Origin of the sequence: Aeromonas sp. R4-1, from assembly GCF_040908325.1 — a bacterium.
Classification (GTDB): Bacteria; Pseudomonadota; Gammaproteobacteria; order Enterobacterales; family Aeromonadaceae; genus Aeromonas; species Aeromonas veronii.
On the sequence record NZ_JBFODM010000075.1, the window covers coordinates 71,126 to 87,914 of the forward strand.

Annotated in this window: 14 protein-coding genes; 2 read left to right on the top strand and 12 right to left on the bottom strand. The window is 60.5% G+C overall.

Annotated features, from left to right (window positions below):
* Window positions 1-107: 107 nt before the first annotated feature.
* Entirely contained in the window at window positions 108-1,124 is a 1,017-nt protein-coding gene (locus tag AB5Y90_RS13560; RefSeq protein ID WP_368166987.1) for a zinc-binding alcohol dehydrogenase family protein, read from the bottom strand.
* Between the two features lie 100 nt (window positions 1,125-1,224).
* On the opposite strand from AB5Y90_RS13560, the gene AB5Y90_RS13565 reads away from it, so the two are divergent.
* Window positions 1,225-2,097, top strand: coding sequence for a LysR family transcriptional regulator (locus tag AB5Y90_RS13565; RefSeq protein WP_216951974.1), 873 nt, complete (start codon window positions 1,225-1,227; stop codon window positions 2,095-2,097).
* 1 nt (window position 2,098) lies between these two features.
* Here AB5Y90_RS13565 and AB5Y90_RS13570 read toward each other — a convergent pair whose 3' ends face one another.
* From AB5Y90_RS13570 to acs, 7 genes are all read right to left on the bottom strand, one after another.
* On the bottom strand, window positions 2,099-3,526 hold the full coding sequence (locus AB5Y90_RS13570; protein WP_042080616.1) for a PTS transporter subunit EIIC: 1,428 nt from the start codon (window positions 3,524-3,526) through the stop codon (window positions 2,099-2,101).
* A gap of 89 nt (window positions 3,527-3,615) precedes the next feature.
* Window positions 3,616-5,073: a sodium/pantothenate symporter gene (gene panF, locus AB5Y90_RS13575; protein WP_216979392.1), complete on the bottom strand. Its 1,458-nt coding sequence runs from the start codon at window positions 5,071-5,073 to the stop codon at window positions 3,616-3,618.
* On the bottom strand, window positions 5,063-5,326 hold the full coding sequence (locus AB5Y90_RS13580) for a DUF997 family protein (protein ID WP_254204220.1): 264 nt from the start codon (window positions 5,324-5,326) through the stop codon (window positions 5,063-5,065). Before AB5Y90_RS13580 ends, panF begins: the two co-directional genes overlap by 11 nt.
* 207 nt (window positions 5,327-5,533) lie before the next feature.
* Window positions 5,534-6,874, bottom strand: coding sequence for an acetyl-CoA carboxylase biotin carboxylase subunit (gene accC, locus AB5Y90_RS13585; protein WP_216951972.1), 1,341 nt, complete (start codon window positions 6,872-6,874; stop codon window positions 5,534-5,536).
* 15 nt (window positions 6,875-6,889) lie between these two features.
* Window positions 6,890-7,348, bottom strand: coding sequence for an acetyl-CoA carboxylase biotin carboxyl carrier protein (gene accB / locus AB5Y90_RS13590; RefSeq protein ID WP_005338908.1), 459 nt, complete (start codon window positions 7,346-7,348; stop codon window positions 6,890-6,892).
* 36 nt (window positions 7,349-7,384) lie between these two features.
* Window positions 7,385-7,834 (bottom strand): type II 3-dehydroquinate dehydratase, encoded by a 450-nt coding sequence (gene aroQ / locus AB5Y90_RS13595; RefSeq protein WP_129504641.1) that lies wholly within the window; start codon window positions 7,832-7,834, stop codon window positions 7,385-7,387.
* A gap of 288 nt (window positions 7,835-8,122) precedes the next feature.
* Window positions 8,123-10,069 (bottom strand): acetate--CoA ligase, encoded by a 1,947-nt coding sequence (gene acs, locus AB5Y90_RS13600; RefSeq protein ID WP_139476985.1) that lies wholly within the window; start codon window positions 10,067-10,069, stop codon window positions 8,123-8,125.
* A 169-nt stretch (window positions 10,070-10,238) separates the two neighbouring features.
* Here acs and AB5Y90_RS13605 point away from each other — a divergent pair, with 169 nt between their 5' ends.
* Window positions 10,239-10,517: a hypothetical protein gene (locus AB5Y90_RS13605; protein WP_031227628.1), complete on the top strand. Its 279-nt coding sequence runs from the start codon at window positions 10,239-10,241 to the stop codon at window positions 10,515-10,517.
* 30 nt (window positions 10,518-10,547) lie between these two features.
* On the opposite strand, the gene AB5Y90_RS13610 is transcribed toward AB5Y90_RS13605, so the two are convergent.
* From AB5Y90_RS13610 to torA, 4 genes are all read right to left on the bottom strand, one after another.
* The gene (locus AB5Y90_RS13610; protein ID WP_368167006.1) at window positions 10,548-12,959 is read right to left on the bottom strand and encodes an EAL domain-containing protein; all 2,412 of its coding nucleotides are present in this window, start codon (window positions 12,957-12,959) and stop codon (window positions 10,548-10,550) included.
* Between the two features lie 188 nt (window positions 12,960-13,147).
* Entirely contained in the window at window positions 13,148-13,516 is a 369-nt protein-coding gene (locus AB5Y90_RS13615) for a hypothetical protein (RefSeq protein ID WP_005349490.1), read from the bottom strand.
* Between the two features lie 7 nt (window positions 13,517-13,523).
* The gene (gene torD, locus AB5Y90_RS13620) at window positions 13,524-14,192 is read right to left on the bottom strand and encodes a molecular chaperone TorD (RefSeq protein ID WP_021230390.1); all 669 of its coding nucleotides are present in this window, start codon (window positions 14,190-14,192) and stop codon (window positions 13,524-13,526) included.
* Window positions 14,193-14,291: 99 nt separating this feature from the next.
* Window positions 14,292-16,784, bottom strand: a complete 2,493-nt coding sequence (gene torA, locus AB5Y90_RS13625) for a trimethylamine-N-oxide reductase TorA (protein ID WP_123173669.1) — start codon at window positions 16,782-16,784, stop codon at window positions 14,292-14,294.
* Between the last annotated feature and the right edge of the window lie 5 nt (window positions 16,785-16,789).

Sequence of the window (16,789 nt, forward strand, 5' to 3'; positions counted from 1 at the left end):
CTGATTGTCGGACGTTGGCCTACCACAGGCAGTCATGAGTGCCGCTGGTTGTGCCCGTTTGGGGCATCTCCTTGGTGAACTTATCCCATCATGGTGCGTTTGAGGGCTTAGTTGGCAAAGTCGCTCATGTCGATCACCAGCTTGCCAACCATACGGCCCGCTTCCACCTCGGCATGGGCCTGAGCCAGCGTGATCGGGGTCAGCGACGGGATGGTTCTGGTCAGGGTGGTCTGCAATACCCCTTCATCGACCAGTGCCGCCACCCGGCCGAGCAGGCGGTGCTGTTCGATCATGTCCGGCGTCTGGAACAGGGAGCGGGTGAACATGAACTCCTGGCTGAAGGTGACGCTCTTGCTCTTGAGCAGGGAGAGATCCCACGGCTCGCTCGATTCGGCGATGGTGCAGATATGGCCAAACGGGCGGATCAGCCCTGCCATGGTGGCCCAGTGTTCGGCGGTGGCGTTGGTGCAGAAGATGGCATCGACCTGGGTGATGCCAAGGGCGGTCAGCTCCTCCTGCAACTTGTGGTGGTTTACGACCTGATGGGCGCCCATCTCGAGGCACCACTCGCGGCTCTCGGGGCGGGAGGCAGTAGCAATCACCTCCATGCCGGTGAGCTGGCGGGCCAGCTGGATGGCGATGGAGCCTACGCCACCGGCGCCGCCGATGATCAGCAGTTTGCCACGGCTCTCGCGGGTGAGGGCAAAGCGCTCGAACAGGGTCTCCCAGGCGGTGATGGCGGTGAGCGGCAAGGCGGCGGCCTCCACATCGCTCAAGCTGGTGGGGGCGATCGCGGCGATGCGCTCATCCACCAGTTGCAGGGCGCTGTTGCTGCCCGGGCGGCTGATGTCGCCGGCATACCAGACTCGGTCGCCCGCCTTGAACAGGGTGACTTCGCTGCCGGTGGCGATCACTTCCCCCACCGCATCCCAGCCCAGCACCCGGGGCGAGCTTTCAATTTTGGCCTTGGGGGAGCGCACCTTGGTATCCACCGGATTGACGGAGGTGGCAGTAACCCGGACCAGCAGATCCCGCGGACCCGGAACCGGATCGGGCAGGTTGGCTGCGATAAAGCAGTCGGGGTGGTCGCTTGGCAGATAGTGAGTCAGGGCAATGGCTTTCATGGTATTTCCTTTCAAATCGCTGTGTTCGGGATTGCCACTCACTCTAGTCTGGTTGATTATCAAGATTAAGATGGGTAATCGGTAAAGACTGTTTGAATATATGAACAATGTCGATCTGGAGTTGATGGGGCTGTTTGCCACCGTGGTGGAGCAGGGAAGCTTTACCCGAGCCGCCGAGCTGCTCGGTATGCCCAAGTCGTCGGTGAGCCAGAAGATCTCGCGGCTCGAATCCCAGCTCGGGGTGCGGCTGTTGCAGCGTACCACTCGCAGGTTGAGCCTGACCCCGCAGGGGGAGCTCTATGTGGAGCACTGTCAGGGGCTGCTGGCACTGGCCCGCAGTGCCAATCTGGCGATGGCACGGCTGCGCTCGGCCCCGGCGGGGCGGGTGCGGATCACTGCCCCCGAGGCGACCGGCACCCTGCTGCTTGGCCGGATCCTGGCCGAGTTTCGTGCGCTTTACCCCGAGGTGGTACTGGAGCTGACCCTGAGCGATGAGCAGCTTGATCTGGTGGGCGAGGGTTACGATCTGGCGCTGCGGGCGGCGCCGCTGAAAGACTCCAGCCTGATCTGCCGGCGTATCGGTCAGGTGCCGCGCCATCTGGTTGCGGCCCCAGCCTATCTGGCGGCCCACGGCATGCCGCAACAGTTGAGCGAGCTGGGCCGCTATGCCTGTCTGGTGCACTCGGCCATGCCGGTGTGGCCATTGCTGGAGGGGGGCTGGCGGCCGCAGGGGGCCTGTGTCAGCAACAGCTTGCTGGCGCTGCGGGAGATGGCGCTTCATGACGGGGGGATTGCCCTGTTGCCCCACCATGTCTGTGAAGGGGATTTGGCGGCGGGGCGGCTGCAGAAGGTGTTGCCGGATCAGCCCATTCCGGCCAACCCGTTTTACCTTATCTATCCGAGTCGGGAGCATCTGGCTCCCGCCCTGCGCACCCTGATGGATTTCGTGGCCGAGCGGTTGCCGTTCGCCTGAGTTACCAGCTGCTCTGGCTGGCCGACTCCTGATTGGGTTTGAGGCCGAGGGGGACCGACTGGCGCTCCGCCAGCATGCGGATCTGCCCTTCAATCAGGCTGGCGCTGGGGCCCAGCACCAGCACCAGCTGGTGGTCGTTGAGCTGGATCCAGGAGAGGCAGCCCAGACCCAGCAGGCGGGATTCATCCACCAGTGAAATATCGCGCACCCGCAGGCTGAGGCGGGTGATACAGACACTCATCGCCACCAGATTGTCCATCCCGCCCAGCACCTTGAGGTACTGGATCGCCAGCATCTGCGGGTCTGAGGGGGCAACGCTGGCAAGGCGCGGATGCTCCACCGCGATGGGCTTGCTCGGCATGCTGAGGGGGGCACGCTCCAGCAGCTGATAGAACAGCAGGGTGTAGGCGACGAAAAACAGGATACCGACCGGGATGAGCCAGAAGCTGTGCTCCCCTGCCTGATAGCTCAGCACCAGATCCAGCAGACCGGCGGAGAAGTAACTGCCCACCTTGATCCCCAGCCCGCTACAGACCGCCAGCGACAGTCCGGTCAGCAGGGCGTGGGCGAGAAACAGCCAGGGGGCGGTAAAGGCGAACAGAAATTCGATAGGCTCTGTGATACCCACCAGTGCCGAGGTGAGCGCAAGGGTGAGCAGCAGCCCGCCCTGTGGCAGCCGCTGCATCCGCTGGCGGTGCAGCCAGATGGCAAAACAGGCGCCCGGCAGGCCGAACATGATGATGGGGTAAAGACCGGCTACATATCCTTCATGAAGGGGCTGGGCGGTGGCCAGCGCCTGCAGGTTGCTCTCGCCAAGGCCGATGACGCTGCCCAATACCTGATGCAGCCCGAGCGGGATCAGCAGTCGGTTGAGGGTGCCGTAGCAGAAGGCGCCAAACGGCGTGGTGAGCAGCTCGGAGGTGAGCAGGGTCAGCCCGCGCTCCAGTGGCGGCCACAGTAGCGAGAGGGGGATGGCGATCAGCAGGCAGGCCAAGGCCGACACCAGCAGGCTGGGAAACTCCCCCCTGGCGATCTGCAGCCAGCGGGGCAGCGTTTGCTGGTGAACCCAGGGATAGATAATGGCGGTGGTGAGTCCCGCCAGCAGGCCGCAGATCATGTCGGCGTGCAGGTTGGGGGCCAGCGTATTGAAGGCGGTGCTGAGCAGCAGGAAGTTGACCGCACCCGCCAGCGTCTGCCCGCCCAGCTCTTGCCGACTCAGGCCAAAGGCGATCGCCACCGCATAGATAAGCGGCATCTGGCTGAAGATCGCCTGACCGGTGAGGGAGAGCACCGCCAAATCGAGCACGTCGGGTTGACCAAGCCGGTATATCAGCGCCGCCATCGGCAGGATGGAGACGGGCAGCAGCAGGGCATAACCGAGCCGCTGCAGGGCTTGAGTAACGACTTGTCGAGTGGCTTTAACGGGCATACAGCGGCTACGTTCTGTGACTTGGCGCACAGTTTAACCGGAAAACACCTATTTGGGGATAGTTTTGGAACCCCTAATTTATATTTTTATTATTTCTGCCCGAAAAGCTCGCGCACTTCCCGCGAGGGCGGTGCCGTCAGCAGGCTGACCGTGATAAAGACCACCAGTGCCAGCGTGAGGCTTGGCACGATGGCGTGCAGGCCAGCCAGCTTGATCCCCCACTGACTGAGTACCCCATAGCAGACGATGCCGCTGACCATGCTGGCCAGCGCGCCCGGGCCGTTGGCCCGCGACCAGTAGAGGCCGAGCACCAGTGGCCAGAGGAACACCGCCTGCAGACCGCCAAAGGCGAGCAGGTTGAGCCAGATGATCATCTCGGGCGGTTGCAACGCCGCCAGCAGCACCAGGGTGCCGAGGATCAGGGTGCAGAGCAGGGAGAGGCGCGGAATGCGCACTTCCAGCTTCTCCTGCTTTGGACTCAGATAGTTGAGATAGAGATCCTTCACCAGAGTGGCGGAAGCCTGGATCAGCTGGGAGTCGATGGTGGACATGATGGCCGCCATCGGCGCCGCCAGAAAGACCCCGGCCAGCCAGGGGGGCAGCACTTCCATCATCAGGGAGGGCATGATCTTGTCCGGGCTGTCCATGCCCGGCAGGATGGCGCGGCCGAGGGCGCCCGCCAGATGCATGCCGAACATCAGCAGGGCGCTGACCACAGTACCGATCAGAATGCCGCGATGGAGCGCCTTGCTGTCGCGATAGCCAAAACAGCGCAGCGCCGAGTGGGGTAGCCCCACCACCCCGACACAGACCAGGATCCAGAAGCTCAGCATAAAGGGCTGGGTCAGCATGTCGCCGGCCCCTTGCGGGCTTACCAGCTTGGGATCGATCTCCCTGAGCTGGTGGATAAGGTTCGGCAGCCCGTCACCGGCAATCAGAATTCCTGCCAGCAGGGCGCCGGTGCCGATCAGCATGATGATCCCCTGCAGGGCATCGGTCATCACCACGGCGCGGAAGCCGCCGATGATGGTGTAGAGCAGCACACAGCTGGCAAACAGCATCAACCCCTGCTGGTAGGAGAGGCCGGTAGCGGTCTCCAGCAGGCGGGCACCGCCGATAAACTGCACCACCATGGTCGCGATAAAGGCGAGGATGATAGTAACGGAGCCGAGGATCACCACTGCCTTGCTCTGATAGCGGGCCCACAGCATGTCGTTGATGGTCACCGCATTGACCCGGCGGGCGATGATGGCGAACTTCTTGCCCAGTACTCCCAGAGTGAGCCAGACGGTGGGCAGCTGGATCATCGCCAGCAACACCCAGCCCAGACCGATCTTGTAGGCCGCGCCCGGCCCACCGATAAAGGAGGAGGCCGAGGTGTAGGTGGCCACTAGCGTCATCGCCAGCACCAGCCCGCCCATGCTGCGGTTGCCGATGAAGTACTCCTGCACGAAGTTGCCTTCAGCTCTATGACGGCTGGCCCAGAAACCCACCCCCAGCACCAGCACCAGATAGATGAAGAGCGGCAGCATCAGCTCAAGATTCATGGGATGACTCCTTGCCGGAAGGAGCTGGGGTATCGAGGGGGATATCCACAAACAGTCGATCCACCATCAGGGCACATAGTGCGATGAACAGCAGTGGCATCGCCACGCAACTGAGCAGGAACCAAAGGGGAATGTCCCAGCATTCGATCTCTTCCGGGATCAGATAAGCCGTGCCATACCAGGCAAGAAAATAGAGTAGGGTCAGCAGCAGGCAGAAAGCTGCTTCCCGGCGGGCGAGAGCAAAACGGTTCACCTTGGCCTCCGACAATTTTGAGGGGCGCAAGGATAACAAAAAAGGGCCATGTCGCCATGGCCCTTTTTCAGCAGAGGCTCCTTGCGGAGCAGACTTCCACCGGAAGTCCGGTCTCTATCAGAGATCCTTACAGACCCAACTTCTTGTGCAGATAGTGGGCGTTGGTACTGCCACCGTGCAATGTCATCGGGTCTCTATCAGCGATCCTTACAGACCTAACTTCTTGTGCAGGTAGTGGATATTGGTGCCACCGTGCTGGAAGTTTTCGTCTTTCATGATCTCTTTTTGCAGCGGTACGTTGGTCTTGATCCCTTCCACTACCAGCTCGTCCAGCGCATGGCGCATGCGGGCGATGGCAATGTCACGATTCTCGCCGTAGCAGATCAGCTTGCCGATCATCGAATCATAGTGGGGCGGTACCTTGTAACCGGCATAGATGTGGGAGTCCCAACGCACGCCCAGACCACCCGGCGCGTGGAAGCGCTGCACCAGACCCGGAGAGGGCATGAAGGTGGCCGGATCTTCGGCGTTGATCCGGCACTCGATGGCATGACCACGGATGCGGATATCCTGCTGGGTGATCGACAGGGGCTGACCGGCGGCGATGCGCAGCTGCTCCTTGATCAGATCGATACCGGTGACCATCTCGGTGACCGGATGCTCAACCTGGATACGGGTGTTCATTTCGATGAAATAGAACTCGCCGTTCTCGTACAGGAACTCGAAAGTACCCGCACCGCGGTAGCCGATCTCGATACAGGCGCGCACACAGCGCTCGCCGATGAACTTGCGCATTTCGGCGGTGATGCCGGGTGCCGGCGCCTCTTCCACCACTTTCTGGTGGCGACGCTGCATGGAGCAGTCACGCTCGCCCAGATAGAGGGCGTTGCCCTGGCCGTCTGCCAACACCTGAATTTCGATGTGGCGCGGGTTTTCCAGGTACTTCTCCATGTAGACCATGTCGTTCTTGAAGAACTGGCCTGCTTCGGATTTGGTTAGGGCAATGGCGGAGGCTAGCTCGGCCTCGCTGCGTACCACGCGCATGCCACGACCACCGCCGCCACCGGCGGCCTTGATGATCACCGGATAGCCGATGCGCTTGGCAATGGCGGCGTTGCGCTTGGTGTCGTTGTCCACCGGACCGTCAGAGCCCGGTACACACGGTACGCCTGCCTTCTTCATCGCTTCGATGGCGGAGACTTTGTCACCCATCAGGCGGATGGTCTCGGCGCGCGGGCCGATGAAGATGAAGCCGGATTTTTCGACCACTTCGGCAAAATCGGCGTTCTCGGAAAGGAAGCCGTAACCCGGGTGGATGGCCACGGCACCGGTCACCTCGGCGGCGGCGATGATGGCCGGAACGTTGAGGTAGGAGTCGGTACTGGCTGGTTTGCCGATACAGATGGATTCGTCGGCCAGCAGCACATGTTTGAGCTCCCGGTCGGCGGTGGAGTGAACGGCCACTGTCTTTATCCCGAGCTCTTTGCAGGCGCGCAGGATCCGCAGGGCAATTTCACCGCGGTTGGCGATGACTACTTTGTCCAACATGGGTGGCGATTTCCCTTATTCGATGATGAACAGCGGCTCGTCAAATTCGACGGCCTGACCATTTTCAACCAGGATCGCTTTGATCACACCGGCCTTGTCAGACTCGATTTGGTTCATCATTTTCATGGCTTCGACGATGCACAGGGTGTCGCCGACATTGACTTGCTGACCCACTTCCGCGAACGGCTTGGCATCCGGGCTGGAGGAGCGGTAGAAGGAGCCAACCATCGGGGAGCGCATCAGGTGACCGCTCGGGGCGGCATCTGCGGCCGGTGCGGCGGCAACCGGGGCGGCAGCGGCAGGTGCGGCAACCGGAGCGGCTTGCTGCATCATCATCTGCGGCATGGCGGTGGTCACCTGACCGGAGAAGTTGCGGCTGATGCGAACGGACTCTTCACCTTCGGAGATCTCCAGTTCGGCGATGCCGGACTCTTCAACCAGTTCAATCAGCTTCTTGATTTTGCGGATATCCATTAGCATTCTCTTTCTTCTTTATCTGATCAGTGATTATCAAGCCGCGCGCAGATGGTGCACGGCCGCGGTTAAAGCGAATTGGTAGCCATCGGCCCCCAGACCACAAATGACCCCTTTTGCGACATCAGACAGATAGGAGTGATGACGGAACGGCTCCCTGGCATGGACGTTTGACAGGTGAACCTCGATAAAAGGGATCGCGACACCCAGCAGCGCATCGCGAATGGCGACGCTGGTGTGGGTGAAGGCGGCTGGATTGATGATGATAAAATCCACTTGGCCCATGGCCTGATGGATGCGGCCGACCAACTCATGTTCGGCGTTGGATTGCAGATGTTCCAGAGTGACACCGAGTTTGCTGGCGTTAAGCTTCAGATCGGCGACGATCTCATCAAGCGTCTTGCTGCCGTAGATACCCGGTTCCCGTTTGCCCAGCAGATTCAGGTTTGGTCCGTTGAGCAGGAGAATGCGGTGATTTTGCGACATATTGAGTACATCCTCGATGATAATGCTGCTATCTATCAGCTATCTTGTGGACTACCAGAAATCTAGCCATTTTCTGCGCAAATCGGTGTGCCCTGGCACACAGATTTCGCAATTATATTGATTTCGTGAAAATTAGCAGCATTTTACTGGTCTAATCTCTACATCTGGCTATTTATTGCACGTTTCGGTCGGCAAGGCTCCGTAGCTACCGCCTTGCTGTTTGCTGGCGGATGAGAAACGACAAAGCCGGCACAGGGCCGGCTTTGTTGAGCAACAAACGAAGCGGGATCAGGCTGCTTCCGACTTCTCGCGAATGAGTTTGTCTACTACCCCCGGATCCGCCAGGGTGGAGATATCCCCCAGGCTGTCGGTCTCGCCGGTGGCGATCTTGCGCAAGATGCGGCGCATGATCTTGCCGGAACGGGTCTTCGGCAGCCCCTCTGCCCAGTGGATCACGTCCGGCGTGGCGATGGCACCAATCTCCTTGCGGACCCACTCCTTCACTTCTTTGTGCAGCTCGCGGCTCGGCTCTTCCCCGGCGATCAGGGTGACATAGGCATAGATGCCCTGACCCTTGATCTCGTGAGGAACCCCCACCACCGCGGCTTCAGCGATCTTGGGATGGGCCACCAGCGCCGATTCAATTTCGGCGGTACCCATGCGGTGGCCGGAGACGTTCAGTACATCATCCACCCGACCGGTAATCCAGTAGTAGCCGTCCTCGTCGCGACGGGCACCGTCGCCGGTGAAGTAGCGGCCCGGGAAGGTGGAGAAGTAGGTCTGCTCGAACCGCTCGTGATCGCCGAATACGGTGCGCATCTGACCCGGCCAGGAGTCGGTGATCACCAGATTGCCCTCGGTGGCCCCCTCCAGCGGCTCGCCCATGTTGTCGACCAGCGCCGGTTGCACCCCGAAGAAGGGACGAGTCGCCGAGCCCGGTTTCAGGTCGGTGACGCCGGGCAGCGGCGTAATCAGGATGCCGCCGGTCTCGGTTTGCCACCAGGTATCGACAATGGGGCAGCGCTCATCGCCAATGGTGCGGTAGTACCACTCCCAGGCTTCCGGGTTGATGGGTTCACCCACCGAACCCATGATGCGCAGGCTCTGGCGTGACGTGCCGGTGACCGCTTCGTTACCCTTGGCCATCAGGGCACGGATGGCGGTTGGTGCAGTATAAAGGATGGTGACCTTATGCTTGTCCACCACCTGACTCATGCGGTTGGTGGCCGGGTAGTTGGGCACCCCTTCGAACATGATGGTGGTGGCACCGTTGGCAAGCGGCCCGTAGACCAGATAGGAGTGACCAGTGACCCAGCCCACATCGGCGGTACACCAGTAGATGTCCTCTTCGTGGTAGTCGAACACATATTTGAAGGTGAGGGTGGCATAGACCAGATAGCCGCCGGTGGTGTGCAGCACCCCCTTGGGTTTGCCGGTGGAGCCGGAGGTATAGAGGATAAAGAGCGGATCTTCGGCGTTCATCGCCTCGGGCGGGCAGTCGCTGCTGACGGCGGCGGTCGCTTCATGCCACCAGATGTCGCGGTGGTTGTGCCAGGCGACATTGCCGCCGGTGCGCTTGAGCACGATCACCTTGTTGACCTGGGTATCCGGGTTGGTGAGCGCTTCATCCACATTCTTCTTGAGCGGCACCGGACGGCCACCACGCAGCCCCTCGTCGGCGGTGATCACGATGCGCGAGCCCGAGTCGATGATGCGACCAGCCAGCGCTTCCGGCGAGAAGCCGCCGAATACGATGCTGTGTACCGCGCCGATGCGGGTACAGGCCAGCATGGCGATGGCGGCTTCGGGCACCATCGGCATATAGAGGCAGACCACATCGCCGCGGTGTACCCCTTGTGCTTTCAATACGTTGGCAAACTTGCACACTTCGCTGTGCAGTTCGCGGTAAGTGAGTTTACGATCTTCGGCGGGGTTGTCCCCTTCCCAGATGATGGCGACCTTGTCACCCCGTTCGGCGAGATGGCGATCGAGACAGTTGGCAGAGACGTTGAGCTGGCCATCTTCAAACCACTTGATGGAGACATGGCCCGGATCGTAGGAGGTGTTCTTGACCTTGGTATAGGGTTTCATCCAGTCGAGAATTTTTCCCTGCTCTCCCCAGAAGGTATCTGGATCCTCGACTGAGGCCTGATACATGGCGGCGTAGTCGCCCTTGTCTAGCAGTGCATTGCTGCTGATGTGGGGTTTGACCGGGTAGACCTTGCTCTCGCTCATCACTCACTCCTTTGAATACATACTTTTAATAATTAAGTAACAACTTATACCTTTGGCTGATGGGGGCAATTAGACTTTTGGATAGACAGCAACATTTGGTTACAGGGTTATGGGTGACACTCACGCAGTGAGTCGGTAAAACGGAGGACTTTGATGGATGGAGGTAGTTATGTTTTCTCTATTGCTCTGTGCATCCCTGTGGCAGTTTGATACGACTGTTCTTGCAGACAAACCTCCCAAAGAGTTTGCGATTACACACCAGGAGCCTTCACAGACTGTGCGGGAGCGGGTTGCTGATCAGCTTGGTCATGCATGGCAGGACAAAAAGTCGGGAACCAAGTTTTCCCTCAGTGAGCCAGGATCCCGTTACTCTGGCGATTCACCGCTCACTCGCATGGCCAATGACCGGGATAATGGCGGTGTTCCTACCCTGACGTTTGGAAAATAGTTTGATTGGCCGTTTGTTTCCTTGGTATCGCTAATGTTGAACGTTTTGGCAATCCAAGCGTTCGTGCATCTGTTCTACATGCAGTGGTTTGCTGAACAGATAACCCTGTCCTTCGCCGCAGTTGAGTGACTGCAAAAAGGCGTGTTGTGCCTTGGTTTCAATCCCTTCGGCGGTGACCTCCATATCCAGACTGTCGGCCAGATTGATGATGGTGCGGCAGAGCTCCCGACTGTTCTTGTCTTCCGGTAATGCCTGCACGAATGCACGATCAATCTTGATGCGATCGATCGGCAGGGTCTTGAGCAGACTCAGTGACGAGAAGCCGGTACCAAAGTCATCGATGGCAATCTGCACTCCGAGATTTTTCAGTCGGGTAAAGAGATCCAGACTCTGTTCGACCCGCTGGATGATGCTCTCCGTCACCTCGATCTCGAGCCGTTCTGGCGGAAATCCGGTCTCTGCCAGAATAGCGGCGACCCGTTCAACATAGCCCGGGGAGCGCATCTCCCGCACCGACACATTGACCGACAAGCGGGGCACCGGCAGTCCGGCGGCCAGCCAGTTTTGTCCCTGCTCGCAGGCGTTGCGCATCACCCATTCCCCAATTTTCTCTATCAGGCCGCACTCCTCTGCCACCGGAATAAAACGGGTCGGCGCTATCATTCCCTCATTGGGATGCTGCCAGCGCAGCAGGGCTTCCAGTCCGCTCAGGTGGCCGCTGGCCAGATTGGTCATGGGTTGATAGAAGATGCAGAGCTGTTCGAGCTCCAGGGCCTTGAGCAGGCCCTGCTCAATCTGCATCCGCTCGCGGGCTCGAGCCGCCATGCAGGGGGTGTAGAACTGGAATCCGTTGCGCCCCTGACTTTTCGCCTCGTACATGGCGCTGTCGGCGGCGCTGACCAGGGTTTCCGGACTGTCTGCATGATCCGGATAGATGGCAATACCGATACTTGCCGAGATCGCCACCAGCTCATGGGCCAGCTCAACCGGTTCACGCAACACGGTCAGCAGGGTATTGGCCAGGGTTGCTAGCTCGTCAGGCTCCTCCAGATAGGGGATCAGCACCAGAAACTCGTCTCCCCCGAGGCGGGTCGCCAGATCGTTGTGCTGCAGGCAGCCGCGGATCCGCTCTGCCAGCCGCTTGAGCAGCTCATCGCCGACTCCGTGGCCCAGGCTGTCGTTGATCAGCTTGAAGCCATCCAGATCGATAAAGAGCAGCCCCAACCGTTTGCGATTGAGCTGCGCAGTTTTCAGCTCAAGGGCCAGCCGCTCCTGCAATAGATGACGATTGCCCAGCTCGGTCAGGGGATCGTGATAGGCAAGGTGATTCAGCTCGGCCTCCACCTTGCGAATGGCGCTGATGTCGGAGAGGGCGATCACATAGTGAGTGGTGTTGTTGAAGTTGTCATAGACTGCGCTGATCTGCTGCCAGGAGGAGAAGTAGCTGCCATCCTTGCGCAGACAAACCATCTCGCCATGCCAGGCGTTGTTGCCGGGGCGCAGGTGATACCAGGGATAGTCGAGGTCGGTGTAGCGCCTGGGATGCATGATGATATCCGGGGTACGGCCTATCACCTCTTCGGCATTGTATTGGGTCAGCATGGTGAAGGCCGGGTTGACCGACAGAATATGGTGCTCGCTGTCGAGGATGATGATCCCCTCGGCCGTGGTATCGAATACCACGTTGGCCTGATGGAGTCGCTCCTCCTGACGGCGGCGGGCGGTGGCATTGTGAATGACTCCCATGACCCGGTGGCCGACCGACTCGGTGGCGGGGACATGGTCGGCATGAATATCGACCCAGTGGCGCTCGTTGAGAGCGGTGAGGTAGCTCAGGGTGAGATGGATGGGGTCATGACTTTGCAGGGCGGCCTTGAGCTGGCTGCCGGATTCCGGTTCAAAACAGTCGACGAACGCTTGCAGCCCGCCGTGGAACTGGTTGGCCTCGATGCCCAGCAGCGGCTCAATCTGGCCGTCGAACAGCAGTCTGTCTTCCGCCACGTGCCATTCCCAAACCCCGATTTGGGCTGCTCGCATTGCCAGCTGCAGCCGTTGTTCGGTTTCGTACTGCTCGGTGATGTCACGCACGATGGCAAGGATGCCGTTCAGCTCTCCCTTCTCATCACGCATCGGGCTGTAGGTGGCCTGAAAGCGGCGGGAGCTGCTGTCGTACGCCGCGGTTTGGCCCGTGATGGCGATATCCACGTAGGGCAGGCCGCTGCGCATGATCTGCTGAAACATGGGCTCCAGCGTCGGTGCCAGCTTGGGAACCACCTCTCTGAGGTGCTTGCCCTGATGCTCCTCGATGCTTTTGCCATTGATGTCGGCCAGCACCTGATTGACTTTACGGTAGCGAAATTCGCAGTCAAAGACGCCGATGCCCAGAGGGGCATTATCCATCAGCTGTTCCAGGACGGTGTGATCTGACAGCTGGGTCAACATTGCCTCGGTGTCGGCGTTGAAAAGCTTCCCATCCATGATGACCTCGGCATTGATTGTTTTATCACTTGCATCAGTTGTCAGTATGGCACGAACTGTTTGGCCGGGAGTCAAGCGGAGTTATCTGGTTGTTTTGACGGCAAGAATAGGCAGAAAAACCTGATAAAAAGGATGGAAAAAGGGGCGAGTGGTTATCCCTTCTGGCGACCAAACGCTTGAATGCCGCGCACCAGTACCAGCCAGCCGAGCAGATGGAACGGGAGGGCAAGCAGATAGAGCAGCAGGAAGTGCGACTCGCTGCCGCTGCTGTTGATGAAGTCGATCCAGGCGGCCAGCAGCGCCAGCATGCCGGCAATCTGGAAGCGGCGGCGCAACACCACCTCGACGCCGAGATTGGCAAGGTAGAGGGTGAGCAGGATGCCGGCAAAGCCGGTGAGCTGGGCGGTGCCGTAGAGCTCGCGATCCGGGTTGAACAGCAGCGCAATCAGGGGAGTAATGCCCTGATCCAGTGGGATCAGGGCCAGCAGCCAGCATGCAATCAGAAGCAGGGCTGTCTTCATCGCGGACTCAGTCGGCGGACGGTGCCGGTTTGACCAGAGAGAGGTAGTTGGCATCCATCTTGAGGAAGACCCCCAGCAGGCGGGCACTGGCGCCGTAGAAGCCAAACCGGTCGGCGGCGCGACAGGCGCTTTCGAACTTGTCAAACCACCCCAGCAGATGGCCGTGCAGCAGCGCTTCCTGCTCGTCGAGCCAGCGTTCCCGCTCGGCTGCGCTCTTGGCTTCCGCCGCGCGGATGATGAGATTGCCCATCAGATCCAGCTCGATGGCCAGATGATCCGCAGGCTCTTTGTATTTGTCGCTGACATTGATGCCGAGGCGATCGAGGCGGGCCTGCATCTCGGCCATCGGGGCCTGCATCAGCAGCTTGGCCTCACCACGATAGAGCGATTCGTAGGGCAGGGCGCCCTGTTTGGGATCCACCAGAAACAGGCCGGCGAAGTCGGCGGCCAGTTCCAGCTGGCGATCCGGGCGCACCAGCAGGCGGGCGATGGCCTCGTTGAGTTCGGCCACGGCTTCGCGCATCGGATCCAGGGTGGAGAGGCTTTTCAGGAAGCTTCGTACATCATAGGTGTCATATTCGGCGATCTGCTCATCACTGAGTTCGGCGGCGAACAGGGTGGAGAACCACCAGTAGAGTTCGGCCCGGCGTTCGCTGGTAGCCATAAATTCCTGCATTTTTCCTCCGTGGATGGCAATCGGGAGCCTTGATGGCTCCCGATTCTAACGACTTTAAAAATAAAGGAAACTCAAGGGGGCGCTTTCGTCCCCCTGGGGTCAGAGTGCCGGGAACATGGGGTCGATGCCCTTGGCCGATTCCGGCGCGCCGAAGGCAGTGACGGCGGGCGCCTGTCCGCGGAACTTCTCGATCTCCACCAGCGCGGTATGGGCCGTGGTGGCCTGCGCTAGGCTGGAAGAGCCGATGTCGGCGGTCAACACGTTGGGATCGCCGTAGGTACAGAGCGTACCCACCTTGCCGCCCTCTTGCGGGCCATACCAGGCCCCTTCCTGAATGCGCACCACCCCAGGGGCGTAGTCATCGCTCACCACCAGCCCGGCCAATACCTGACCGCGGCCGTTGAACACCCGCACCAGATCGCCGTCCTTGAGGCCACGGGATTTGGCATCCTGCGGATTCATGTAGACAGGTTCGCGACCCTGCACCGTGTAGGTGGCTCGGTAGTTGTCGGAGGAGCAGAGCTGGCTGTGCAGCCGCTTGTCCGGGTGGCAGGATTGCAGGTGCAGCGGGTACTGTTTGCTGCCCGGCCCGCCGTGAGAGCGCTCGTAGGGCTCGATCCAGACCGGGTGGCCCGGGCAATCCCCATAGCCGTAGTCGGCGATGGTCTTGGAGTAGATCTCGATGAGACCGGACGGGGTACCGAGGGGTTCCAGATCCGGCTCCTGACGGAACGACTCGTGGCGCACCCAGGGCTGGCCCGCCGGGAAGGTGACGAAGCCTTCCCCGTGCCAGAACTGGCTGAAGCGGGGCAGACGAATGCCGATGCCGCGGCCCTGCAGGCGGGCGTCGTCATAGATGCTCTGGATCCACTCCAGCTTGCTCTTGCCGCCGGTGAACTCGGCCTCGCGACCGAAGCGACGGCAGAGATCTGCGAAGATGTCGTAGTCATCGCGCGCCTCGAACAGCGGCTCCACCACCTTGTACATGGCCAGAATGCCCGCGTTGGAGTGGGAGCCCCACTGCTCGATGTCGTCCCGCTCATAGGTGGTAGTGGCGGGCAGCACGATATCGGCGAAACGGCAGCTGGCCGTCCACTGGTGATCGATGCTGACCACGGTTTCCAGCTTGCGCCAGGCGGCGACCATCTTGTTGCGATCCTGCTGGTGGTGGAACGGGTTGTTGCCGCAGAACACCGCCATCTTCATGTGGGGGTAGGTGATGGTCTGGCCGTTGAAGGCGATCTGCTTGCCCGGATTGAGGATGCAGTCGACGAAGCGGGCCACCGGAATGAATTTGGAGTAGCCCTTCCAGTCGCCGTCATGGAGCGGCTTGACCCCGGGAATGACCGAGCTGAAACCTGACATGATGGGGCCGCTGGAGGTGATGGTGCCCGCTCCGTTGTAGTGCCAGCCAAAGCCGTAACCGCCCCCCGGCAGGCCGATCTGACCAAGCATGGAGGCCAGTACCACCAGCATCCAGGCGTACTGTTCGCCGTGGTGCATGCGCTGCACACACCAGCCGCCGATAAGCTGGGTGCGGCCGCTGCTCATGGCGCGTGCCAGCTCACGAATGGTCTCGGCAGGCACGCCACAGATGGCCGCGGCCCACTCGGCATCCTTCACCTGACCATCGCTGGTGCCCAGCAGGTAGGGCAGAAACTTGTCAAAACCGGTGGTGTAGTTCTTCAGGAACGCTTCGTCGTGGCGCTTCTCGCTGTAGAGGGTGTGGGCGATGCCCAGCATCAGCGGCACGTCGGTCTGCGGATTCAGGGTCACCTGATCGCAATTGAGGTACTTCTGGGTCTTGGATTTGACCGGATCGACACTGATCACCCGGATCTCGCCCTTGGCCACCTTCTCTTTCAGCTGTGCCCAGTAGTCGTAGACGCTGTGATCCGGCACCAGCCAGCCCACCTGCAGGTTCTTGATGGGATCGGAGCCCCAGATGACGATGGTTTTGCTGTGCTCCAGCACCAGCGGCCAGGAGGTCTGCTGTTCATACACCTCCATAGCGCCCGCCACGTGGGGCAGGATCACTTGGGCGGCACCAGTGGAGTAGTCACCGGCCTTGGCCAGATAGGTGCCGTGCAGGTTCATGGCGCGTCCCAGCATGGCGCCAGCGGAGTGCAGCTTGCCCACCGACTGCCAGCCGGAGTGACCGGCATAGAGGGCGCTCGGGCCATAGGTTTTCTGCACCCGCTCCAGCTCGTGATAGAAGAAGTCCAGCGCCTGAGACCAGGTCACCCGCACAAAGCGGTTCTGGCCACGTTCGCTGGTGTCGGACTGGTGGCCCTTGCGCAGCCAGTCCAGCCGCACCATGGGGTAGCGGATGCGGGAGGGGTTGTAGACCACCTCACTCAAGGCTTTGAGCATGTCGGTGGGGTGCTTGTCATGCTCGAACGGCAGGGTCTCGACCCAGCGCCCATCGACCACCCGGGCACGGAAGGCGCCCCAGTGGGAGCCGGACTGCACCAGCTTGTCGCCAGACTCGGCGGCCATCACGGCGCGGCCGAGCAGGGAGGGGCCGATCAGGGCAGAGGCACCGCTGGCCAGCAAGCCACCCAGAAAACCACGACGGGAAATATTGATCATCTTGT